Annotated in this window: 18 protein-coding genes; 7 read left to right on the top strand and 11 right to left on the bottom strand. The window is 70.0% G+C overall.

The features are described 5' to 3' along the window. Positions 1–53 precede the first annotated feature (53 nt). Genes ACIHIX_RS02625 through ACIHIX_RS02610 form a run of 4 tightly spaced genes read left to right on the top strand, consistent with a single transcriptional unit; the run spans position 54 to position 6479 of the window. A complete protein-coding gene (locus ACIHIX_RS02625; RefSeq protein ID WP_399948937.1) occupies positions 54–1322 on the top strand; it encodes a glycosyltransferase in 1269 nt (422 codons plus the stop codon). After that, a complete protein-coding gene (locus tag ACIHIX_RS02620) occupies positions 1319–2929 on the top strand; it encodes an ArnT family glycosyltransferase (RefSeq protein WP_399948935.1) in 1611 nt (536 codons plus the stop codon). The genes ACIHIX_RS02625 and ACIHIX_RS02620 overlap by 4 nt, the downstream gene beginning before the upstream one ends. Continuing rightward, on the top strand, positions 2926–4086 hold the full coding sequence (locus ACIHIX_RS02615; protein WP_399948933.1) for a glycosyltransferase: 1161 nt from the start codon (positions 2926–2928) through the stop codon (positions 4084–4086). The genes ACIHIX_RS02620 and ACIHIX_RS02615 overlap by 4 nt, the downstream gene beginning before the upstream one ends. Continuing rightward, the gene (locus ACIHIX_RS02610; protein ID WP_399948931.1) at positions 4083–6479 is read left to right on the top strand and encodes a galactose oxidase-like domain-containing protein; all 2397 of its coding nucleotides are present in this window, start codon (positions 4083–4085) and stop codon (positions 6477–6479) included. The genes ACIHIX_RS02615 and ACIHIX_RS02610 overlap by 4 nt, the downstream gene beginning before the upstream one ends. Here ACIHIX_RS02610 and ACIHIX_RS02605 read toward each other — a convergent pair. The 4 genes from ACIHIX_RS02605 to ACIHIX_RS02590 all read right to left on the bottom strand — a co-directional run bounded on the left by ACIHIX_RS02605 (position 6466) and on the right by ACIHIX_RS02590 (position 10224). After that, positions 6466–7197: a Mut7-C RNAse domain-containing protein gene (locus ACIHIX_RS02605; RefSeq protein WP_399948929.1), complete on the bottom strand. Its 732-nt coding sequence runs from the start codon at positions 7195–7197 to the stop codon at positions 6466–6468. The two genes, ACIHIX_RS02610 and ACIHIX_RS02605, sit on opposite strands and share 14 nt — an antisense overlap. A 33-nt stretch (positions 7198–7230) precedes the next feature. After that, positions 7231–7857 carry a TetR/AcrR family transcriptional regulator gene (locus ACIHIX_RS02600; protein WP_399948928.1) on the bottom strand — a complete coding sequence of 209 codons (627 nt, stop codon included), beginning with the start codon at positions 7855–7857 and terminating at the stop codon, positions 7231–7233. 4 nt (positions 7858–7861) lie between these two features. Continuing rightward, positions 7862–9406 (bottom strand): DHA2 family efflux MFS transporter permease subunit, encoded by a 1545-nt coding sequence (locus ACIHIX_RS02595; protein ID WP_399948926.1) that lies wholly within the window; start codon positions 9404–9406, stop codon positions 7862–7864. A gap of 104 nt (positions 9407–9510) precedes the next feature. Next, a complete protein-coding gene (locus ACIHIX_RS02590; protein WP_399948924.1) occupies positions 9511–10224 on the bottom strand; it encodes a hemolysin III family protein in 714 nt (237 codons plus the stop codon). A 342-nt stretch (positions 10225–10566) separates the two neighbouring features. On the opposite strand from ACIHIX_RS02590, the gene ACIHIX_RS02585 reads away from it, so the two are divergent. Then, positions 10567–12390, top strand: a complete 1824-nt coding sequence (locus tag ACIHIX_RS02585; protein WP_399948922.1) for a phosphoenolpyruvate carboxykinase (GTP) — start codon at positions 10567–10569, stop codon at positions 12388–12390. Between the two features lie 382 nt (positions 12391–12772). Here ACIHIX_RS02585 and ACIHIX_RS02580 read toward each other — a convergent pair whose 3' ends face one another. From ACIHIX_RS02580 to ACIHIX_RS02555, 6 genes are all read right to left on the bottom strand, one after another. Continuing rightward, the gene (locus ACIHIX_RS02580; RefSeq protein ID WP_399948920.1) at positions 12773–13372 is read right to left on the bottom strand and encodes a hypothetical protein; all 600 of its coding nucleotides are present in this window, start codon (positions 13370–13372) and stop codon (positions 12773–12775) included. Beyond that, positions 13359–14882, bottom strand: coding sequence for a substrate-binding domain-containing protein (locus ACIHIX_RS02575; protein ID WP_399948918.1), 1524 nt, complete (start codon positions 14880–14882; stop codon positions 13359–13361). The genes ACIHIX_RS02580 and ACIHIX_RS02575 overlap by 14 nt, the downstream gene beginning before the upstream one ends. Further along, positions 14879–16048 (bottom strand): toxic anion resistance protein, encoded by a 1170-nt coding sequence (locus ACIHIX_RS02570; RefSeq protein ID WP_399948916.1) that lies wholly within the window; start codon positions 16046–16048, stop codon positions 14879–14881. Before ACIHIX_RS02570 ends, ACIHIX_RS02575 begins: the two co-directional genes overlap by 4 nt. Then, the gene (locus tag ACIHIX_RS02565) at positions 16045–17118 is read right to left on the bottom strand and encodes a hypothetical protein (protein WP_399948914.1); all 1074 of its coding nucleotides are present in this window, start codon (positions 17116–17118) and stop codon (positions 16045–16047) included. The genes ACIHIX_RS02570 and ACIHIX_RS02565 overlap by 4 nt, the downstream gene beginning before the upstream one ends. Before the next feature lie 249 nt (positions 17119–17367). After that, positions 17368–17763, bottom strand: a complete 396-nt coding sequence (locus ACIHIX_RS02560; protein WP_399948912.1) for a hypothetical protein — start codon at positions 17761–17763, stop codon at positions 17368–17370. A 91-nt stretch (positions 17764–17854) separates the two neighbouring features. Beyond that, positions 17855–19066 (bottom strand): pyridoxal phosphate-dependent aminotransferase, encoded by a 1212-nt coding sequence (locus ACIHIX_RS02555; protein WP_399948910.1) that lies wholly within the window; start codon positions 19064–19066, stop codon positions 17855–17857. A 125-nt stretch (positions 19067–19191) separates the two neighbouring features. Between ACIHIX_RS02555 and ACIHIX_RS02550 the strand changes: the two genes are divergently transcribed. Beyond that, positions 19192–19878 (top strand): hypothetical protein, encoded by a 687-nt coding sequence (locus ACIHIX_RS02550; protein ID WP_399948908.1) that lies wholly within the window; start codon positions 19192–19194, stop codon positions 19876–19878. 179 nt (positions 19879–20057) lie between these two features. Beyond that, positions 20058–20972, top strand: a complete 915-nt coding sequence (locus tag ACIHIX_RS02545; protein ID WP_399948906.1) for a serine protease — start codon at positions 20058–20060, stop codon at positions 20970–20972. A gap of 5 nt (positions 20973–20977) precedes the next feature. Here ACIHIX_RS02545 and ACIHIX_RS02540 read toward each other — a convergent pair whose 3' ends face one another. Next, entirely contained in the window at positions 20978–22558 is a 1581-nt protein-coding gene (locus ACIHIX_RS02540) for an amidohydrolase family protein (RefSeq protein WP_399948905.1), read from the bottom strand. Positions 22559–22567: the final 9 nt, after the last annotated feature.

Genomic DNA, 22567 nt, shown 5'->3' with positions numbered 1-22567 from the left:
GCAGGAGCAACAGGCCTGCCGTGACCGGGGGTTTTCAGGATCTGGGGGGATCTTTGCTGACGTCTGTGCTCATCGCTGCCGTTTCACTGGCCCTGTTCTGGATGGCGGCGTTCACGCTGTGGTGGCAGATGCACGCGTGGCGTACGCCCGAGGTGCTCGCCTCCACCCGGTTCAGCAGACCGGACGGGGGCGAACACGTCTCGTTCTCGCTGCTGCTGCCCGCGCGGCACGAGCAGGCCGTACTCGACCACACCATCCAGCGGCTGCTGGAGTCCAGCCACACCGACTTCGAGATCATCGTCATCGTCGGGCACGACGACCCGGAGACCACGGCGGTCGCCGAGGCGGCCGCCGAGCGTGATCCGCGCGTCCGGGTCGTGGTCGACACCCACGAGAAGAAGAACAAGCCGAAGGCGATGAACACGGCGCTGCCGCACTGCCGCGGCGATGTCGTCGGGGTCTTCGACGCCGAGGACCAGGTCCATCCGGAGCTCCTCGCCCATGTCGACCACGCCTTCAGGACCACCGGGGCGGACGTCGTGCAGGGCGGCGTCCAGCTCATCAACTTCCACTCCAGCTGGTACTCCCTGCGCAACTGCCTGGAGTATTTCTTCTGGTTCCGCTCCCGGCTGCACCTGCACGCGCAGAAGGGGTTCATCCCGCTCGGCGGCAACACCGTCTTCGTGCGCACCGGCACCCTCAAGGAGGCCGGTGGCTGGGATCCCGACTGCCTCGCCGAGGACTGCGACCTGGGGGTGCGGCTGTCGTCCGTCGGCAAGAAGGTCGTCGTCGCCTACGACTCCGACATGGTGACGCGGGAGGAGACCCCGGGATCGCTGATGTCCCTGCTCAAGCAGCGCACCCGCTGGAACCAGGGCTTCCTCCAGGTCTACCGGAAGAAGGACTGGAAGCAGCTCCCGGGCTTCGGGCAGCGGCTGCTCGCCCGGTACACCCTGATGACACCGTTCCTCCAGGCCTTCTCCGGAGTGATCATCCCGCTCAACGCGGCCGTCGCCCTCTTCCTCGACGTGCCCGTCGGGATCGCCTTCATCACCTTCCTGCCGGCCGTCACCGCGCTCGTCACCTTCGTCTTCGAGCTCGTCGGACTGCACGACTTCGGCAAGCAGTACGGACTGCGGGTGCGCTTCGTGCACTACCTCAAGCTGATCGCGGGCGGCCCCTTCTACCAGGTCCTCCTCGCCGGGGCCGCGATCCGCGCCGTCTGGCGTGAGCAACGTGGCCGGACCGAATGGGAGTTGACCAGTCACGTCGGCGCCCATCTGAACACCACAGCGGTAATCCGAGAGGACGTCCCTGCGTGACCTCCACCCTTCCCGCGGTGACCGCTCCTGAGGTCCCCGCGCAGCGGCAGCCTGCGCCTCAAGCGCGTTCGACCAGCCGAACGACCCCGTCGAAACGACCCGATCTCCTCCTCTGCGGTGCCCTCCTCCTCGCGATCCTCGTCGTCCAGGGCTGGAACATCGCCGACTACCCGACCCTCAGCGACGACGAGGGCACCTACCTCGCCCAGGCCTGGGCCGTCCAGGAGGGCAAGGGCCTCGCTCATTACACCTACTGGTACGACCATCCGCCGCTCGGCTGGATCCAGCTCGCGCTGCTCACCTGGATACCGAAGCTGCTGAGCCCCGACTCGATGACCGTCGGCTCGATGCGGGTCATGATGCTGCTGATCAGCGGCATCAGCGCGGTCCTCGTGTACGTCCTCGGGCGCCGGCTCTCCCTGCCCCGCTGGGCGGCCGGGCTCGGCATGGCCCTGTTCGGGCTCTCGCCGCTCTCCGTCGTCCTCCAGCGCGAGATCTTCCTCGACAACCTCGCGGTCATGTGGACCCTGGTGGCGTTCACGCTGGCCGCCTCCCCGAGCCGCCACCTCTGGCACCACTTCGGCGCGGGCATCGCGGCGGCGACGGCCGTGCTGACCAAGGAGACGATGCTCTTCGTCCTCCCGGCGGTCTTCGTCACCATGTGGCGGCACAGCCACCGCGAGACCCGCAAGTTCGCCCTGACCGGCGCGATCACCGCCTGCGCGCTGATCGGCCTGTCGTACCCCCTCTTCGCCCTCCTGAAGGGCGAGCTGCTGCCCGGCAGCGGACATGTCTCGCTGTGGGACGGGGTCAAGTACCAGATGACCAGGCCCGGTTCGGGCTTCATCCTCGACGCCGGCTCCGGCTCGCACGGGGTGCTCACGTCCTGGCTCTACTACGACCGGGTCCTGCCCCTCGGCGGACTCGCGGGCGCGCTCCTGCTCCTGGCCACCTGGCGCTGGTCCGTCACCGCCCGCGCGCTCGCCGGCCCCTCGCTGGCCGTGGGCATCCTCGCCCTGGTCGCCATGCGGCCCAGCGGCTATCTGCCCGCGATGTACATCATCCAGGCGCTGCCGTTCCTCGCCCTCGTCCTCGCCGGCGGCACCGCCTCGATCGCGCACGCCGTCCTCAACAGGTCACGCTGGGTGGGCCGTTACGGCATCGCCGTCGTCCTCGCCGTCGCGGCCTGCGGGTACGTCGTACCCCGCTGGTACGACGGTGACCGCACCGCCCTGACCGCCGACGCCAACGCCCCCTACCGGGCCGCCGCGAAGTGGCTGGCGACCGAGGTGGCCGCACCGGACAGGACGCGGGTACTCGTCGACGACGCGCTCTGGCTGGACCTGGTGCACTCCGGGTACCGGCCCGGGCTCGGCGCCATCTGGTTCTACAAGGCCGACCTCGACCCGGCGGTCACGAAGACGATGCCGCGCGGCTGGAGGGACCTCGACTACGTCGTGGCCTCGCCGACCGTACGGCGCGACGCGGTCGACCTGCCCAACGTCAGGGCCGCCGTTCAGCACTCGACGCCCGTCGCCGTCTTCGGCACCGGCGCGGACCGGATCGAGATCCGGCAGGTACAGACCGCCCCTGGAGGCGTCCGATGAGCCATGAGTACACCGCGCCCGTACCGGACCTGACGGCCTCCGAGGTCCCGGAGCCCGCCGCCGTCACCATCGTCGTACCGACGTACAACGAGTCGGCCAACATCCGTGAACTCCTGCACCAGATCACCGCGTCCGTGCCCGCCCGGCTGCCCTGCGAGGTCGTCTTCGTGGACGACTCCACCGACGACACCCCCGAGGTGATCCGCGGGACCGCGAAGGACTGCCCCTTCCCGGTGACCGTCCTGCACCGGGACGAGCCGGTCGGCGGGCTCGGCGGGGCGGTCGTGGAGGGGATGAAGGCGGCGGGGTCGGACTGGATCGTCGTCATGGACGGCGACTGCCAGCATCCGCCCTCCCTGGTACCGGAGTTGGTGGCCACCGGACAGCGGGCGAACGCCGGGCTCGTCGTCGCCTCCCGCTACATCAAGGGCGGCAGCCGGGCCGGGCTCGCGGGCAGCTACCGCGTCGCCGTCTCCCGCGGGGCGACCTGGCTGACCAAGTCCCTCTTTCCCCGCAGGCTGCACGGCATCAGCGATCCGATGAGCGGCTTCTTCGCGATCCGGCGCAGCGACATCGCCGCGGAGGCCCTGAAGCCGCTCGGCTACAAGATCCTGCTGGAACTGGCGGTGCGGAGCCGGCCGCGCGCGGTCACCGAGGTGCCGTTCGTGTTCCAGGAGCGGTTCGCGGGCGAGTCCAAGTCCACGGCCGAGGAGGGGCGCCGCTTCCTGCGGCACCTCGCCGGACTGCGCACGGCGACCCCGCTGGCCCGCATGGTGGTGTTCGGGCTGATCGGTCTCACCGGTTTCGTGCCCAACCTGGCCGCCCTGTGGGCGCTCACCCACGCGGGCCTGCACTACCTCCCCGCCGAGATCGTGGCCAACCAGTTCGGCGTGGCCTGGAACTTCCTCCTCATCGAGAAGGTGCTCTTCCGCGACCGGCGCCGCCACCGGCACTGGGCCGACCGCACGGTCCGGTTCGCGCTGCTCGCCAACGCGGACCTGGTGCTGCGGATTCCGCTGATCGCGCTGCTGGTCACGCACTTCGGGCTGGCGGCGCTGCCCGCCACGGCCCTGGCCCTCGTCATCACGTTCGTCCTGCGCTTCGCCGGGACCGAAGCGCTGGTCTATCTCCCACGCCGTAGGAGCCGCACCACATGAAGAACCGCCGCAGACAAGCCCTGTTGGGGGTGACCGCCCTCACCGCCGGTCTCCTCCTCGCCACCCCGCAGCCCGCCTCCGCCGCCAACCTCATCAAGAACCCCGGCTTCGAGACCGCCGGCGGCGACATGCCGTACTGCTGGGAGAAGTCGGGATGGGGGGACAACGACTTCACCTTCAGTACTACCGCCGACGCCCATTCCGGCACCAAGGCGATGAAGGTCGAGCTCACCCGCCGTGTCGAGGGCGACCGCAAGGCCCTGATCACCGAGTCGGCCGCGTGCGCGCCGGTGGTGACGCCGGGCAAGCAGTACGACCTGAGCCTCTGGTACAAGTCGACGACCCCGGACACCGCCGTCACCCTCTTCCGGCACGACACCACCGCCGGCTGGCAGTACTGGACGGACCTGAAGACCCTGGAGATGGCCGGCAGTTGGACGCAGGCGAGCGTCCGCACCCCCGAAGTGCCCACCGGCACCGACCGGATCACCTGGGGCGTCTCCGTCTACGGCACCGGCTCCGCGACCACCGACGACTACACCATGGAGCAGGTCGCCGACCCGGTCCCGCCGGCGCAGTGCACCGGCACGGCCGACCAGTGCGCCAACGGCCGCTGGGACGTGCTGCCCACGCAGAACCCGGTGCGCTCCATGCACTCCGTCGTCCTCAACAACGGCAAGGTGCTGCTGATCGCGGGTTCCGGGAACAGCGAGGAGCAGTTCGACGCGGGGACCTTCACCTCGGCCGTCTACGACCCGGCCACCGGCGCCTACAAGGTCATCCCGACCCCGAAGGACATGTTCTGCGCCGGGCACGTCCAGCTCCAGGACGGGCGCGTGCTCGTGATGAGCGGCAACAAGGCGTATCCGGTCGTCGGCGGGCACGGCTACGAGGGGTTCAAGGACTCGTACGTCTTCGACCCGGTCACCGAGACGTACAGCAAGACGAACGACATGAACGACGGCCACTGGTACCCGTCGGCGACCGTCCTCGGCAACGGTGACGTCATCTCCTTCGGCGGGCTGCGCGAGGACTCGACCGGGTCGGTGACCGCCGAGCTGTTCTCCCAGGCGGAGCAGCAGTGGCAGCCGCTGTGGAAGGTCAACCAGACCTGGTCGTACTGGGGCCTGTACCCGTCGATGATCCTGATGCAGGACGGCCGCCTCTTCTACTCGGGCAGCCATGTCTTCGGCAACAACATCCCGGGCACCGGCAGCGCGATCTACGACTACGGCGCCAACACGATCACCCAGGTTCCCGGCCTCCAGAACAAGGACGAGCGCGACCAGTCCGCGAGCGTGCTGCTGCCCCCGGCGCAGGACCAGAAGGTCCTCACCCTCGGCGGCGGCAACATCGACTCCAACCCGGAGGCGAACCGGCTGACCGACGTCATCGACCTCAAGCAGCCCAACCCGGCGTACGTCGCCGGCCCGCCGCTCCCGCAGGGCACCGTCGACCTCGGCAACGGCCCGCAGCCGGAGACCGGCAACCAGGGCAAGATGTACGTCTCCGCCGTGCTGCTGCCCGACGGCAAGGTGCTGGAGACGGGCGGCGGTCTGCACAACCGGGCCAACCCCGTCCACGAGTCCTCGCTCTACGATCCCGACACCGGCACCTTCGACCCGGTGGCCGCCGACCCCGAGGCGCGTGGCTACCACTCCTCCGCGTTCCTCCTGCCGGACGGCCGGGTCATGGCGACCGGCGACAACCCGGGCAACGGCACCTGGAACCACAACGTGTCGATCTACACCCCGCCCTATCTCCTCAAGGGCCCGCGTCCGTCGATCACTTCGGTCATCGACACCGAGTGGACCTACGGCGACACCCAGCGCATCACCGTTGACCGGCCCATCGCCAAGGCCGAGTTGATCCGTCCCGCCGCGGTGACGCACTCCTCCGACCCCAACCAGCGGTTCGTGGACCTGCCGCTCGCGGTGGACGGCGACAACGTCGACCTGAACGTGACGAGCAACCCCAACCTGGCGCCCCCCGGCTGGTACATGCTGTTCGCGGTGGACGCCAACGGCGTGCCGTCGGTCGCGAAGTGGGTGCACTTGCAGGGCCCCGCGGCGCTGAGCGCCACGGACGCCTCGGCCCACGTCCACGCCTTCGCCGACGACCTCTCCGGCAAGGTCACCGGGCCGGGCAAGAAGCGCACCTCGCAGAAGGTCAGCCCGACCGTCTCCGGCTGTGACCGCCACTACGGCTCGCTCAACGTCTGCGTGCCGACGGCGTTCCCGAAGGAGGTGAAGGCGACGGCGGCGGCTCGCTGCACCTGGCTGAAGAAGAACGACTACGGCCGTCTGAAGGTCAACGGCAAGGACGACCCGCTGGGCCTGGACCGGAACAAGGACGGCATCGCCTGCGGAAAGGCGGACGTCAGGAAGCGTTAGGGAATTCGTCGAGGGCGCGCTCCACGATGGCCTCCAGCTGGTCGTGGTGCGCGCCCTTCCAGTACGCCCGCCCGCACTGCGCGCACTGCGCGAAGACGTCGTAGGACCGGTGCGTGCCGCTCGCCAGCTGGTCCGCCACCTCGTCCTTCGTGGCCTCCTTCAGCAGGCCGTTGCAGGCGGTGCAGCGGGTCCAGGGGCGCAGCTCGGGGCGGAAGCGGTCGAGGATGTCATGGAGCTGCTCCTCGGGGCGGGTGCTGTAGACGTAGGCGCCGGCCCACAGCTCGCGGCGCCGCAGCAGCCCCCGGTCGCGGCTGAGCATGACGCGTCGCTCGGCGGCGGAGAGCGCGGCGAGGGCGGGGTCGCCGAGGTCCGTCGACTCGTACGCCGTGTCCACGCCGAGCAGGCGCAGGCGGCGGGCGAGGGTGCCGAGGTGGACGTCGAGGAGGAAGCGGAGCGGGGCACCGGGGACCTGCTGGGGCCGGGCGACGGGCCGTACCTCCACCTGGTCGCCCGCCACGGGGACGTACGAGGTGGGTACCTCCCGGCCGTTGACCACCAGCGACCCGGCCTCGGGCAGTGGGACGCCGAGGGACTCGACGACATGGCCGAGGGTGGAGACGCCGTCGGTGGTCACCGGGGTGGCTCCGGACCGGCGTCCGTGCGGGACGAACAGGGCCAGTTCAGGGGCGACTTCGAGGTGGATCTCCGGTCCGTTCACCCGGTCAGGATGTCACGGGCGAGGGAGCCGGGCTCAGCTGTTTTTCGTGGGGAGGCCGTGGTCCAGGACGGTCAGGGCGCGTTCGAGGAGTGTGTGCAGGTCCTCCTCCATGTCGTTCTCCGCCCAGTACTGGTAGATCTCCGAGAGGCCGCCGATCAGGGACATCGTGTAGACCCGCACCTCCAGGTCGTCCGGGTCCCGGCCGGTGCGTTCCGCGACCGCCTGCGACAGCAGTCTGCCGGTGACGGACATGCTCTCCATCATCCGGGCGCGCACGGCGGGGACCTGGACCATCAGATGGGCGCGCACACGGGTGATCCGGACCATCTCGTCGGAGACGTCGATGGCCTTGTGCATGATGTGCCGCACGGAGTCCATCCAGGGCTCGTCCACGGGCCGGGTCCGCAGCTCCTCCAGCATCACCGGGTCGTACTCGTCCGTGAGGACGATGTCCTCCTTGGTGGGGAAGTAGCGGAAGACCGTGGACGGCGACACCTCGGCGCGGTCGGCGATCTGCTCGATCGTGGTCGTCTCGTAGCCCTGCTCCTCGATGAGGGCGTACGTCGCGTCGCGGATCGCCGTCCTGGTCTTGATCTTCTTCCGCTCACGAAGTCCCAGTTGGGGGGCGTCGGTGAGCGGGAGGGGGCGTGCGGGCGTCATGAGTTCATTGTCGGGCATCGGCAGGCGGCGCCACCATGTCCGGGGTGCCCGCGGCCTCGTCGGCCTTCCGAGCGCCCGGCAGGAACGCCGCCGCGAGCAGCGCCGAGACGAGGGCGGCGACTCCGCAGACCAGCAGGACGACGCCCATGCCGTGGACGTAGGCGCTGTTCGCGGAGGCCGCCAGGTCGGCGGAGCCGGTCCGCTCGGCGACCAGGTGGGCGGCGACCACCGACTCCCCGGCGGTGTCGGCGGCCCGGTCGGGCAGCCCTGTGACGTCGAGGCGGTCCTGGAAGGTGCCGGCGAGCAGGCTGCCGAGCAGGGCGATGCCGATCGCGCCGCCGACCTGGCGCAGGGTCATGAGGAGGCCGGATCCGCTGCCGGCGCGGTCGCGGGGAAGGGCGCCGAGCGCGTTGCCCATCGCCGGCATGAGCGCGAAGCCGAAGCCGAGGCCGGTGACGGAGAGCCAGAGCGCGGTGTAGGCGTAGCCGGAGTCGACCGTGGTGCGGCTGCCGAGGAACGCGGCGAACGCCAGGACGACCAGTCCGGCGCTGACCGTGGCGCGACCGCCGAAGCGGACGGCGGCCTGCGGTGCGGTGCGGGAGGCGATCAGGATGCCGCCCATCATCGGCAGCAGCCGCAAGCCGGTGCCGAAGGCGTCGCTGCCGAGGACCGCCTGGAGGTAGGGCGGCAGCACGAACAGCAGACCGGACAGGACGAACATCACCAGGGTCGCGGCGATCGTGTTGAAAAGGAAGCCGCGGTGGGCGAGCAGCGTCATGTCGAGCATGGGGCGTGCGGACCGGCGTTCGCGCAGGACGAGGGCGGTGATCAGGGCGACGGACGCGACCAACGTGGCGACGACCAGCGGGTCGCCCCAGCCTCGGGTGGGGGCCTCGATGATCGCGTAGACCAAGGCGCCGAGGCCGGTCGCGGTGAGCGCGGTGGCGAGGGCGTCGACCCTGGGCGAGGCGGGGTCTCGGGTCTCGGGGAGCAGGAAGACACAGGCGACTATGCCGATCGCGGCCATCGGGACGTTGACCAGGAAGACCGAGCCCCACCAGAAGTGGTTGAGCAGCCAGCCGCCGATGATCGGGCCGAGCGGCAGACCGAGCGCGGAGGCGGCGGAGACGATGGCGGTCGCCTTGGGCTGCTCGTCGCGGCTGAACAGCGTGGGCAGCACCGAGAGCGCGAGCGGGGTGACCAGGGCCGCGCCGACACCCATCACGGCACGGGCGGCGATGACCCAGTTCACGTCCCCGGCGAGGGCGCCGATCAGTGAACCGGCGAGGAAGATCACGAGGCCGGTGATCAGCATCCTGCGGCGGCCGAACCGGTCGCCCAGCAGGCCCGCGGGCAGCATCAGCGCGGCGAAGACGACAACGTACGCGTCCGCCATCCACTGCTGCTCACCGGTAGAGGCGCCGAGGTCGGCGGCCATGGTCGGCAGCGCCACATTGAGGATCGTCGTGTCGAAGCCGAGCGTCAGCATGCTCGCGACCAGGGCGGCCAGAGCCCACCAGCGGCGAGGGTCGGAAGTGGAAGTCTCCATGAAATGAGAGTAACTCTCAAAATAGAGTGTCTGTCAACTGGATACAGCCATCAAAAAGGGCCACGGCTTGAAGCCGTGGCCCTCGGAGGGGTGCGGGATGGGCGTTACGCGTGCTGGTACGCCACCAGCGAGATCCCCACGTAGTGGACGACGAACGCCGCCAGCGTCAAGGAGTGGAAGACCTCGTGGAAGCCGAAGAAGCGCGGTGACGGGTTGGGGCGCTTGATGCCGTAGATGACGCCGCCCGCGCTGTAGAGCAGCCCGCCGACGATCACCAGGACCAGTACCGCGATGCCGCCGGTGCGCATGAAGTCGGGCAGGAAGAAGACCGCCGCCCAGCCCATCGCGATGTAGCAGGGGGTGTACAGCCAGCGCGGCGCGCCGACCCAGAAGACCCGGAAGGCGATTCCGGCCAGCGCCGCGCCCCAGATGCCCCAGAGCAGCCACTGTCCCTTGCTTCCCGGCAGGAGCAGCATGGTCAGCGGGGTGTAGGTGCCCGCGATGATCAGAAAGATGTTGGCGTGATCGAGTCTGCGCAGGACGCCGTCCATGCGCGGACTCCAGTTGCCCCGGTGGTAGAGGGCGCTGACGCCGAACAGCAGGCAGGCCGTCAGGGCGAAGATCCCGCAGGCGATCCGGCCCCGGGTCGAGTCCGCGAGAGCGGTGAGCACCAGACCCGCGATGAGTACGGCCGGAAACATGCCGAGATGCAGCCAGCCCCTGAGCTTCGGCTTGATCTCTTGCGACAGGGAGAGCGCTACAGGACCGCGGCCGGCGGCCGAGGGGTCCAGATGCGCGTCGGAGGCGGACGCAGTCATGCCCGGCATCGTACCTACGGACCCGTAAGTCGCGGATGAGCAGGAGCTGATAACCGGCCGAGAGTGGCCATCATCTCACGGCAGTTGACGCGCCGGAGGGCTCGGTAAAGAACTCTCAAGTGAACCCAACGTGCACGCAAAGAAGCGCTCCGGCAACAGCGCGTCACGTGGCAATCCTCACTCCGCTCACCTGTGATGCCCTCTGGACAGATGGGCGGTAGCGTCGGATGATCAAATGAGTGCGGTCGGCACCGGATGAGCGCCAAGGTCACCACCGAGAAGCATCCGGGTCGCAGCCCCCACGGGGCCTCCAAACAAAAAATCCCTCATCAAGGAGCAATCGTGGCGCGCGACATCGCGGCTCCCCCCGTCATCCCCACCCAGCACAAGGAACTGATCTCGTGGGTGAACGAGATCGCCGAACTGACCCAGCCGGACAACGTGGTCTGGTGTGACGGATCCGAGGCGGAGTACGAGCGCCTGAGCGAGGAGCTCGTGGCGAAGGGCACCTTCAAGAGGCTCGACCCGATCAAGCGCCCCAACTCCTACTACGCGGCCTCCGACCCGACCGACGTCGCGCGCGTCGAGGACCGCACCTTCATCTGCTCCGAGAAGGAGGAGGACGCGGGCCCGACCAACCACTGGAAGGCCCCCGCCGAGATGCGGGACATCTTCCAGGGCGAGAAGGGCGTCTTCCGCGGCTCCATGAAGGGCCGGACGATGTACGTCGTCCCGTTCTGCATGGGCCCCCTCGGCTCGGACCTCTCCGCGATCGGCGTCGAGATCACCGACTCCGCCTACGTCGCGGTGTCCATGCGCACCATGACCCGCATGGGACAGCCGGTCCTCGACGAGCTCGGCACCGACGGGTTCTTCGTGAAGGCCGTGCACACCCTCGGCGCGCCCCTCGCCGAGGGCGAGGCGGACGTCCCCTGGCCGTGCAACAGCACCAAGTACATCTCGCACTTCCCCGAGAGCCGCGAGATCTGGTCCTACGGCTCCGGCTACGGCGGCAACGCCCTGCTCGGCAAGAAGTGCTACGCCCTGCGCATCGCCTCCGTCATGGCGCGCGACGAGGGCTGGCTGGCCGAGCACATGCTGATCCTCAAACTGACGCCCCCGCAGGGCGAGTCGAAGTACGTCGCCGCCGCCTTCCCCTCCGCCTGCGGCAAGACCAACCTCGCCATGCTGGAGCCCACGATCTCCGGCTGGACGGTCGAGACGATCGGTGACGACATCGCCTGGATGCGCTTCGGCGAGGACGGCCGCCTCTACGCCATCAACCCCGAGGCCGGCTTCTTCGGCGTCGCGCCCGGCACCGGTGAGCACACCAACGCCAACGCGATGAAGACCCTGTGGGGCAACTCCGTCTTCACCAACGTGGCGCTGACCGACGACAACGACATCTGGTGGGAGGGGATGACGGAGGAGACCCCGGCGCACCTCACCGACTGGAAGGGCAACGACTGGACGCCGGAGTCGCAGACCCCGGCCGCCCACCCCAACGCCCGCTTCACCGTCCCGGCCTCGCAGTGCCCGATCATCGCGCCCGAGTGGGAGGACCCCAAGGGCGTGCCGATCTCGGCGATCCTCTTCGGCGGCCGCCGCGCCTCCGCGGTGCCGCTGGTGACGGAGTCCTTCGACTGGAACCACGGTGTCTTCCTCGGCGCCAACGTGGCCTCCGAGAAGACCGCCGCCGCCGAGGGCAAGGTCGGCGAGCTGCGCCGCGACCCCTTCGCCATGCTGCCCTTCTGCGGCTACAACATGGGCGACTACATGGGCCACTGGGTCGATGTCGCCAAGGACAAGGACGCCGCGAAGCTCCCCAAGATCTATTACGTCAACTGGTTCCGCAAGAACGACGAGGGCAAGTTCGTCTGGCCCGGGTTCGGTGAGAACAGCCGTGTCCTGAAGTGGATCGTCGAGCGTCTCGACGGCAAGGCGGAGGGTGTGAAGACCCCGATCGGCATCCTGCCGACCCGGGAGGCCCTCGACACGGCCGGTCTCGAACTGGCCGACGCCGATCTCGACTTCCTCCTCACCGTCGACAAGGAGGTCTGGCGCGAGGAGGCCGCGCTGGTCCCCGAACACCTCAACACCTTCGGCGACCACACCCCGAAGGAACTGTGGGACGAGTACCGGGCGCTGGTGCAGCGCCTGGGCTGAAGTCCCCGCACAGACCGCCGCGGTCGGCTCCGATCGTGCCCTGACCAGCTGTATCGTCACGGCCGACCGCGGTGACAGCCGACGAGGTTCCGTACAACGGCGTGCGGGATCAGGCCGTGTCTTTCGGATCAGCCCGACTCGGAGCGACGGTGCTGAACCGGTGCCGGTGAGCGGGGCTTGGTGCGTGCAGCTGCAAGGCGGAGGAGGGAGTCGACGCGGAGCGTCGGCGACCGACGACAACGCGGCAGATGGGCGTGCCAAGCCCCGCGGCCCCGGGATGATCCGAAAGACACGGCCTAAGGCCTGGCATCGCGTGTCCGTCCGCCCCGACGGGAACGCGATGCCAGGCCTTCGTCTTCTTGTGGCGCCTCGTGCCGCTGGGTCAGTTCGCCCGGCCCCGGTCCTCCAGATAGCGGGTGTGCGACTCCTGTCGCCTGGCCTCCGCCTCCCGCAGCGCCGCCGCCAGCCGCTCCGCCTCTTCCTGGAGCAGGGTCAACTGCCGTTCCAGATGGCGCTCCGGGGCTTCCTGGCCCGGCGCGAGGCGGGTCCACCACCTGGTGCGTACGAAGGTGTCGACGGCCTCGGGAACGTCCTGCCGTACGGCCCGGGCGAGCGTGTGCACGCCCTCCGGGTCCTGGGAGAGGAGTTCCGTGGCCCAGCCGGGGTCCAGCAACGCCGACAGCAGGTCGGTCAGTTCGGTGAGGCGGCCCGCGGCGGCCGGGGGCAGCTCGACCTCCGCCAGATAGGCGCACAGCTTCCCGAAGTCGTCCCGCAGGGCGTCCAACTGGGCCGAAGGGTCGGGGAAGTCCGGCAGCGCGGGCCGCTCCGGCGGGGCGACCAGCGCCCCGGCGCCGTACAGCCCCGCCACGACCACCGGCCAGTACGCGCCCGCCACCCCCGCGAGCGTGAGCCCGACCCCGATGAGCCCGCACACGCTGCCCGCGATGTTCTTGCGGGACTCCAGATATCTACTGATAGCCACGGATCTCCTCGAAGGCACCGTCCAGCGACCCCGTCCGGGCGTCGAAGAGACGGCCGCCGGTCAGGTCGGCGATGTGTTCCAGTTCGGAGCGGTCGGAGTCGCCGAAGAGGATGGGGAAGACGGGGATCTGCCGCTGGGCGGGGCTGAGGGCGCGGTAGAACCCCTCGAACTCCGCTGCCGTGCTGCCCGTGGTGTTCTCACCGTCCGTCATCAGCATGATCGAGGTGAACATGTCCCGCTCACCGCGGAGTTGCCCGTACGCCTCCTCCAGCGAGGAGTAGATCGCGGTGTCGCCCTCGGCGGTGAGTGCCCGGATCTCCGCACGGACGTCCTCGATGCCGTCCCGGGGGTCGGCATCCATGGCCAGCCCCCGCACGTCCTTCACCTCCGAGCCGAACGGCATCAGCGTGACCTCCTCACGGCCCCGGAAATCGGCGCTGACGTCGGTGAGCGCCTTCTTCAGCCGCTTCAGCCGGTCACCCTCCATCGAGCCCGAGGTGTCGAGGACGTACACGGTCCGGGACGGCCGGCGCAGCTCGTTGTCGTACGCGTCGAGCAGCCCGTCCGCGACCGACCGGCTGCCCGGGAAGGCAAGTTCACGCCGTCGGTCGGTGCCGAGGCCGGCCGCGGGGGCGACCGAGGGGACCACCGGGCGGCGATGGGTGCGCTCGGTGATCTCGCGCTGGATCTCCGGAGTGCGCAGGGCCTCGGTCAGCCGGCGGACGGCGTCGCGCTGTGCGGCGTCGGCGGTGGTGAGCGTGGACAGCGGATAGTCGGCGGTGACGACCCCGTCGCGGGGGCGGATCACGGTCAGCTCCGGGATGCCCTTGAGGACGGACTCGTAGTTGATGAGCGCGTCGACGTTCCCGCGCCGCTTGTACGCCGAGGCCAGCCAGCCCGATGATCCCGAGGTCAGCTGCTGCCCCTGGAAGAACTCCTTCAGCCGCGGTGTCGCCTTCGTGACGTCCTCGTCCGTGAGGGCGGACTGCGCCCCGGAGAGCGCCGAGGCGACGGAGATCAGGGTGGAGAAACCGGAGTTGGAGACCGTGGGGTCGGTCATGCCGTACGTCAGCCCGTCGTCCCGCACGGCCTCGGCGACCTGTGCCCAGGTGACGTCGTCGGGCTGCCAGCCCAGTTCCCCGAGGGTGGCCTGCTTGACGCCGATGGCGACCGGGCTGGCCATCACCTCGGTCTCCGACACCACCCGCCGGGCGGCCTCGGGACGCAGCCGCAGATAGTCGTTGGAGGACAGCCACACCGCCTGGTACCGATGGTCCGCCTTCCCCTTGGCGAGCGTGTCCACCGCGTCGAGGGTGCCCGTGTAGGACAGGGAGACGTCGACGCCGATGTCCGCACCGACCCGTTCGACGATCGGTTCCATGTCGCGCAGTTCGCTGGAGGCCAGGATCCGTACCGCGCCCTCGGCCGGCCCGTCCTTCCTCTCCGTCGTCCCCGTGCAGCCCGACAGCAGCGCGACGGCGGCGAGGGTGCCTGTCAGTGCCCGTCTCATCCGAGGCCCCCTTCCAGCGCGCCCTGCGTCCGGCTGCGCTCCAGGTAGGCACCCGCGTGCTGGAGTTCGGCGGTCAGGGACTCCACGGTCGACGCCATGGCCTCGGTCGCCTGCACCTTGTAGGTGTCGATGGCGTCGAGGGTGCGATAGATCTGCTGGAACGCCGACCGCAGGGTCTCCGCGCCCACGGCCGGGTCGGCGGCGATGCGCTGGATCTCCCCGCTCTGCGTGGCGAGCATCTCGGCGTTGCCCCGGATGAGGTCCTCGGTCGTCCCGCGCAACGCGTTGACCTGCTCGACGACCTTCTTCTGGTTGTCCAGCGCGGAGGCCAGCATCACGGAGATCCGCAGCGCCGACACGGTCGTGGTGGCGGCCCGGTCGACGCCCTTGATCAGCTCCTCGTTGTTGCGGCGTACGACGTCCATGGCGAGGTAGCCCTGGGCGCACACGGCGAGCTGGGTCAGCAGGTCCTGGTGCTTCTGCCGGACCGGGAAGAGCACGTCGGCCCGCAGACCGTCGGCCTGCTGGGGGTCACCGACCCCGTCGATGTGGCGCTCGACGGCCGTGTCCAGGGCCTCGGTGAGCACGACGTACTCCTGGAGCTTGCCCATGGTCTCCCACAGCCGCACCCGCTCGGTCTGCAACGCCGCGTTGTCCCGACGCAGTTCGTCCTGTCCGCCACGCAGCGCACCCACGATCCGGTTCAACGTCCCTTGTGCGGAGGCGTACTTGGCGAGATGGTCCCGTACCTTGTTGCCGCCGGGCAGCCGGGAGAGGAACTTCCGCCCCTTGGTGGCGGCCAGGTCACGCGGGTCCAGGTCCTCGACCACGCGCCGCAGTTCTACGAGCGACCCGGCGACCTGCGCCTGTGCGTCGCCGCCCTTGTCGGGCAGGCTGCGCACGGTCCGCTCCAGCATCCGGTTGGACTGCGCGGCGGCACTGCGCATGTCCCCGGCGCCCAGTCCGGTGATCTCGCCGACCTTGCCCGCGAACTCGGGGGAGCGGGCGTCGAGCGCCGCGAGCCCGGCCACATAGTCGGCGGCCTTCTGCGCCATCCCCGTACGGACGGACTCGTCGACGGGCACGAGCCCACCGGCCCGCTCCCGCGGTACGGGAGCGACCGCCTCGGGCGGCGTGAGGGTGAAGTCGTCGGTGTCGTCGGTCACTTGTCGTCCCCCGTCGCTCGGCGGGCCAGCTCGTGCAGCACCGCGGAGGTGGGCACGGGAGCCTGGCGGACGCCGGTCAGTTCCTGCTTGAGATGCGCGTCGGCCGAGCCGAACGCGGTGGCCGCCCCCTGCGGCCGGAACCCGTGCCGGACCAGCAGCCTGCGCAACTCCTGGTCGGTGGAGAGGAGTTCGGCGAGCGCGCGCCCGTCCTCCGTGAGCGGTACGACGGTGTGGTCGCTGTTGACCGTGGTGTCCGGGTAGAGGACGACCAGGTCACCGGGCTGCTGCCCGCCCACGAGGAGCGAGGCGACCTGTGACTCGTACACGAGGACCAGCGGGTTGCCGACGCCGCTGACGAAGTCCCGGAAGGACGCGTCGGTGCTGGTCTGCTGGGTGCCCTGGACGCTGACGAGCTTCTTCAGCAGCGGTGCCGTGCGCTCGACGTCGGCGTCGCTCGCGACCACCTTGCCGCCGTTGGCGACGTAGGAGGTGGCGGCGAGATAGAGGGCGCCTGAGTTGGAGGACTCGGGGTCGGTGCTGGAGATGTAGAGCGTGCCGCCCAACTCCCCGTACTTCCCGGCCCCCTTGAGCTGCTGCCAGGTCCGCCCGGCGCGGGCCGCGTCGAGATAGGCGGCCATGTCCAGGGTGCCGCGGCTCTTCCCGTCCAGCTTCGCGAGCCCGTTGCCCGCGAGCACCTCGGCGGCGCTTCGGTGCGCCACGACGACGAGGGGCGAGTAGAACGGGCGGGGCAGCGTCCCGCGTACCTTGTACTTCGCGGCCAGCTCGACGGCCGGCGCCTGGCTGGACGGCAGGGCGAAGTCGTAGCCCTTGAGGTCCATCCCCTCCATGGCCCATGACCCGGAGGTCTCGGCCTGCACGGTGTAGCCCTTGGCGGCGAGGGCCTTCACCACGTCGGGATCGGCGAAGAACTCCGCCTTCTCCGATCCGATCACTCCCTGCACGGTCTTCGTTGCCGTGCCGTTGTCCCCATCGCTGCGCCCCGCCACGACGGCTGCCACCACGCCGCCGACCAGCAGGATCGCGAGGACGATTCCGATGATTCGTCTCACGGGGGAAGAGTGCTCGCGGAACCCAACATTCCCCGGCGCGGGGGGTGAACGGGGGGTGTCATACCGGCCCCGGTGCTGCAACGCCCCCGAAGGGGCGCGGGGAACTGCGCGACAAGCCACGACGAACCGGCACCCGCAAACGAACGTGAACCCCTACGGCGAACAGGCACCCGGCTCAAGCCAACGCAGTGCATGGCGCCCGGTCCGCGCGTCGCTGCGGGTGCACGCGGACCGGGGCCGTTCCTGGGGTCAGCCGACGCTGCTCAGCGCGTGGGCGTCCATCCGCTCGGCGGCGAGGATCGCCACCGCGGTGTCCGCGCGCGACGCGGCCACGACCAGCGCCCGGCCCGCGAGGGCATGCGCCCGCTCGTGCAGGTTCGCGGCGTCACCCGTACCGGAGGCGACCGCGCGAACCGGCGCCCCGCCACCGCGCAGTCGCGTCACCTGCTCGGCGAGCCGCTCGGCGGCGGTGTCGAGATCCTCGGTCGGCTCGATCGAGCGCAGCGAGTCCGTGACCGCGAGCAGCGCCGCCAGATGTCCCGCGAGCTGGATGTCCAACTCCTCCTCGCGGGTGCGGTGGGGGAAGTCGGAGGTGGGGTCGGCCATCGTGCTGTGGACCGACTTGGTGCGGATCGGTTCGTACATGGGAGGGCCTCCGTCGCGGTCAGGAAACCATCCTAGCTTAGATTCATTCTAAAGTTGGCTGCGATCGCGAAAACGGCCCATCGGCGGCACGCTACGGCTGGCTGTAACCGTCCAGGAAGTTCCCGATACGCGTGATCGCGTCCCGCAGATCGCGGGCGTTGGGCAGGGTCACGACCCGGAAGTGGTCCGGCTCGCTCCAGTTGAACCCGGTGCCCTGGACGACCATGATCTTCTCGCGCCGCAGCAGGTCCAGGACCATCTGGCGGTCATCCTTGATCTTGAAGACGTTCGGGTCGAGGCGTGGGAAGAGATACAGCGCGCCCTTGGGCTTCACGCAGCTCACGCCGGGGATCTGCGTCAGCAGCTCGTACGCCACGTCCCGCTGCTCGCGCAGCCGCCCGCCCGGCAGCACCAGGTCGTTGATGGTCTGCCGGCCGCTCAGCGCGGCCACGACTCCGTGCTGACCCGGCATGTTCGCGCACAGCCGCATGTTGGCCAGGATGGTCAGGCCCTCGATGTAGGAGTCGGCGTGTGCGCGCGGGCCGGAGATGGACATCCAGCCCACCCGGTAGCCGGCCACCCGGTACGCCTTCGACATGCCGTTGAAGGTGAGGGTCAGCAGGTCGGGCGCGACGGACGAGGTCGGGGTGTGGGTGGCGTCGTCGTAGAGGATCTTGTCGTAGATCTCGTCGGAGCAGACGAGCAGGTTGTGGCGGCGCGCGATGTCCGTCAGGCCGCGGATCATGGCCTCGTCGTACACCGCACCCGTCGGGTTGTTCGGGTTGATGATGACGATCGCCTTGGTGCGGTCGGTGACCTTCCGCTCCACGTCCGCGAGGTCCGGCATCCAGTCGGACTGCTCGTCGCACCGGTAGTGCACGGCGGTGCCGCCGGACAGGGACACGGCGGCGGTCCACAGGGGGTAGTCGGGGGACGGGACGAGTACCTCGTCGCCGTCGTCCAGCAACGCCTGCATCGCCATCACGATCAGCTCGGAGACGCCGTTGCCGATGAAGACGTGCTCGACGTCGGTCTCGATGCCGAGGGTCTGGTTGTGCATCACGACGGCTCGGCGGGCGGCGAGCAGGCCCTTGGCGTCGCCGTAGCCGTGCGCCGACGACACGTTGCGCAGTATGTCCTCGAGGATCTCCGGCGGGCAGTCGAACCCGAAGGCGGCCGGGTTGCCGGTGTTCAGCTTGAGGATGCGGTGACCCGCCGCCTCAAGCCGCATGGCCTCCTCGAGAACCGGGCCCCGGATCTCGTAACAGACGTTGGCGAGCTTGGTCGACTGGATCACCTGCATGCCAGGGAGCTTACGGCCCGGTAACGCGGCTTGGGCCGTGTTTTCCACCACTTGAGACGCGGCAGTTTGGGTGGTTATCGCCGGTAGCTGTCTCGGCGGCCCCCGCGTCCCTACAATGCGCGGCCATGTCCAGGCCACCCCAGAACGAGAACGGCATCGGCGCGGCCGGAGCGCCCCAGGGTGCGCCGAACGTGTACCACCCGCGGGCCGAGCCGCCCCCCGCCTACGACGAGTACGCCGACCCGGCCGTCGCGCACGGGTGGCAGAACGCGTACGACGAGACGGCCGAGCTGCCTTCCCTGCCGGGTGCCGCGGGCGTGCCGGGTGCAGCGGGCGTGCCGGGTGCGGCGGTCGCCCCCGGTCCCCGCTCCCGTCGTAAGCCCAAGCCGAGCCCCTGGCGCTCGCGGCGCGTGGTGGTCGCGGCCGGTGCGGTGGGCGCGGTGTCGATGGCGGCGCTGGTCGCCGGGTTCTCCCTGTCCGGGTCCCCGGGTGCCTCGGAGGGCAAGGAGCGGCGTACGGGTTCCGCGGCGCCGGACGTCACGGCGGGCTCCGCCACCGACACCCCGGGGGCGGCCGACGCTTCACAGGGCGGGTCCCCGTCCGTGGCCTCGTCGGCGTCCTCGTCCCCGGCGTCCGCGAAGACCGCGTCGGAGTCGGCCGCCCCCGCGGGCGTCACCCCCACCGCCACGGCGACCGCCTCCGCCCCCGCCGCGACCGCGACCCGGTCCGGCGACCCGGGTGACTCCGGTTCCGGTTCCGACTCCGACGGCAAGCCGGGCAAGGGGCTGGGCAACACCAAGCGTCCCCGCTGAGCCGCGTGATGCATGAAGTCCCCGACCCCGGGCAGGAGTCCGCAGGTTCGTAGGGAAACCCCCACGGCTCGAAACAAGTCCTTGCCCGGCCGCCCCGCCAAGATGACAATGCGCATGACAACTTGGCGGGTGGCCGGAGATTCTCCGGTCACCCTCGTCGCAATTGAGGGGACCCCCACATGAAGAAGCCTCTCGGTGCCGTAGTGCTCGCCCTGGCGATGGCCGGGGTCGGCGCGGCACCAGCGGTCGCGGCCCCGGACACCACGGGAGCGGTGGACACCAGCACCGCCGTCTCCACCGTCTGGGACACGGTCACGTCCGCCTCGGCGAGCCTGAACCAGGCCCTCGCGCCCCAGCTCCAGGCCGTCAACTTCGCCGGCACCGTCTCGCTCAGCAACTGTTCCGGGTCCGTCATCCGCTTCCCCAACTCCGAGGCCGACGACCCCGCGCTGGTCATGTCCAACGGCCACTGCCTGGAGACCGGCTTCCCGGCGGCCGGCGAGGTCATCGTCGACCAGGCGTCCACCCGGAGCTTCGGGCTCCTCAACTCCTCCGGTACCAGGGTCGGAACGCTCCGCGCCAGCAAGATCGCCTACGCGACGATGACCGACACCGACGTGTCGATCTACCAGCTCACGCGCACCTACGCCTCGATCAAGAGCACGTACGGCATCGACGCGCTGACCCTGAACGACACCCACCCGGTGGCCGGCACCGCCATCACGGTCGTCTCCGGCTACTGGAAGCGCACGTACGCCTGCAACGTCGACGGCTTCGCCTACCGCCTCAAGGAAGGCGAGTGGACCTGGAAGGACTCGGTCCGCTACACCTCCGCCTGCCAGACCATCGGCGGCACCTCGGGCTCGCCCGTCATCGACAACGCCACCGGCAAGGTCGTCGCCGTCAACAACACCGGCAACGAGGACGGCGGCCGCTGCACCGACAACAACCCCTGTGAGGTCGACGCGAGCGGCAACGTCACCGTCCGCCAGGGCATCAACTACGCCCAGGAGACCTACCAGATCCCGGCCTGCTTCGGCCTGGACAACAAGCTCGACCTGAGCGCGAGCGGCTGCACGCTGCCCAAGCCGTAGCAGTACTAGGGGGTTCGCCGGACGGAGCGTCCCGCGAGGACATCCGTCCGGTGGCCCTCCTCGATCACGAAACGGCCGTCGACCAGGACGTGCGGGATGCCGGTCGGGAGGGTGCGGGGCGCGGCGAAGGTCGAGCCCGCCGCCACCGTCGCCGGATCGAACAGGACGAGGTCGGCGCGGTAGCCCTCACGGATCAGGCCGCGGTCCGGGAGGCGGAGGCGGGCGGCGGGGCGGCCGGTCAGATGCGCGACGCACTCCTCCAGGGACAGCACCCCCAACTCCCGTACGTAGTGGCCGAGATAGTGCGGGAACGTGCCGTACGCCCGCGGGTGCGGCTTCGCGCCCTGGAGGATGCCGTCCGAACCGCCGGTGTGGACGCGGTGGCGCATGATGTGCCGGACGTTCTCCTCGTGGCCCACGTGCTGGATGATCGACGGGGCCAGCCGGTCGGCGAGCAGCAGCCGGCGGGCGGTCGCCCAGCCGTCGAGGCGGCGGCCCACCTGGTCCGCCAGCGCGGGGTCGGCCACCCCCGAGATCTCGATCGTCTCCCAGTCGACCGGCACCCCGTGACAGCCGTTCGAGCCGACGACCTCCAGATGGTGACGGATGCGTTCCGAGGTCCCGTCGTCGGCGAGCCGCCCGAGGATCTCCTCCTGGCCGCCCTCGCTCGCCCAACTCGGCAGCAGCGCGGCCAGAGTCGTACTGCCCGGGGTGTAGGGGTAGGTGTCGAGGCTGATGTCGGCACCGTCCGCCAGCGCCTTGTCCAGCAGCGCCGTCAGCTCCGGCGCGCGGCCCTCGTTCACACCGAAGTTCATCGTGGCGTGGGCGAGATGGAGCGAGCAGCCCGCCTCCCGCGTCAGGGCCACCATCTCCTCGTACGCCTCAAGGGCGCCCGCCCCGTAGGAGCGGTGGTGCGGGCAGTAGTAGCCGCCGTACGACGCCACCACCCGGCACAGCTCCGTCAGTTCGGCGTCCTTGGCGTACATGCCGGGCGTGTACGTCAGGCCGGACGACATACCGACCGCGCCCTGCTCCATGCCCTCGGCGACGAGCCGGCGCATCCGGTCCAGCTCGGCCGGGGTCGCCTCGCGGTCCTCCCAGCCGACGGCGAGCATCCGGACCGTGCCCTGGGGGATCAGATAGGCCGCGTTGACGGCGATGCCCCGGTCCAGCCGGTCGAGGTACTCGCCGACGGTCCGCCAGTCGAAGTCGATGTCGTCGCCGTACCCGTTCCACCCGGTGATGGCGCGGCGCACCTCGGCGAGCGTGCGGTCGTCGACGGGGGCGTACGACAGCCCGTCCTGGCCCAGCACTTCGAGGGTGATGCCCTGCGCGGCCTTCGCGCTGTGGTCGGGGTCGCGCAGCAGGGCGAGGTCGCTGTGGGCGTGCATGTCGATGAAGCCGGGGGAGAGGACGAGCCCCTCCGCGTCCAACTCGCGCCGCGCTGTGGGGCGTTGGCACCCGGCGTCAGCGGCCTCCTTGACGATCGAGACGATCCGGCCGCCGTCGACCACCACATCGGCGCGGTACGAGGGCGCACCGCTGCCGTCGACGACGTCCGCGTCCCGGATGACCAGTTCCTCCACGGTCGTACC

The organism is Streptomyces sp. NPDC051913 (assembly GCF_044593635.1).
In the GTDB taxonomy this organism is placed as follows: domain Bacteria; phylum Actinomycetota; class Actinomycetes; order Streptomycetales; family Streptomycetaceae; genus Streptomyces.
The sequence above is the reverse complement of the archived record's forward strand: the minus strand, read 5'-3'. Positions and strand labels throughout refer to the sequence as shown.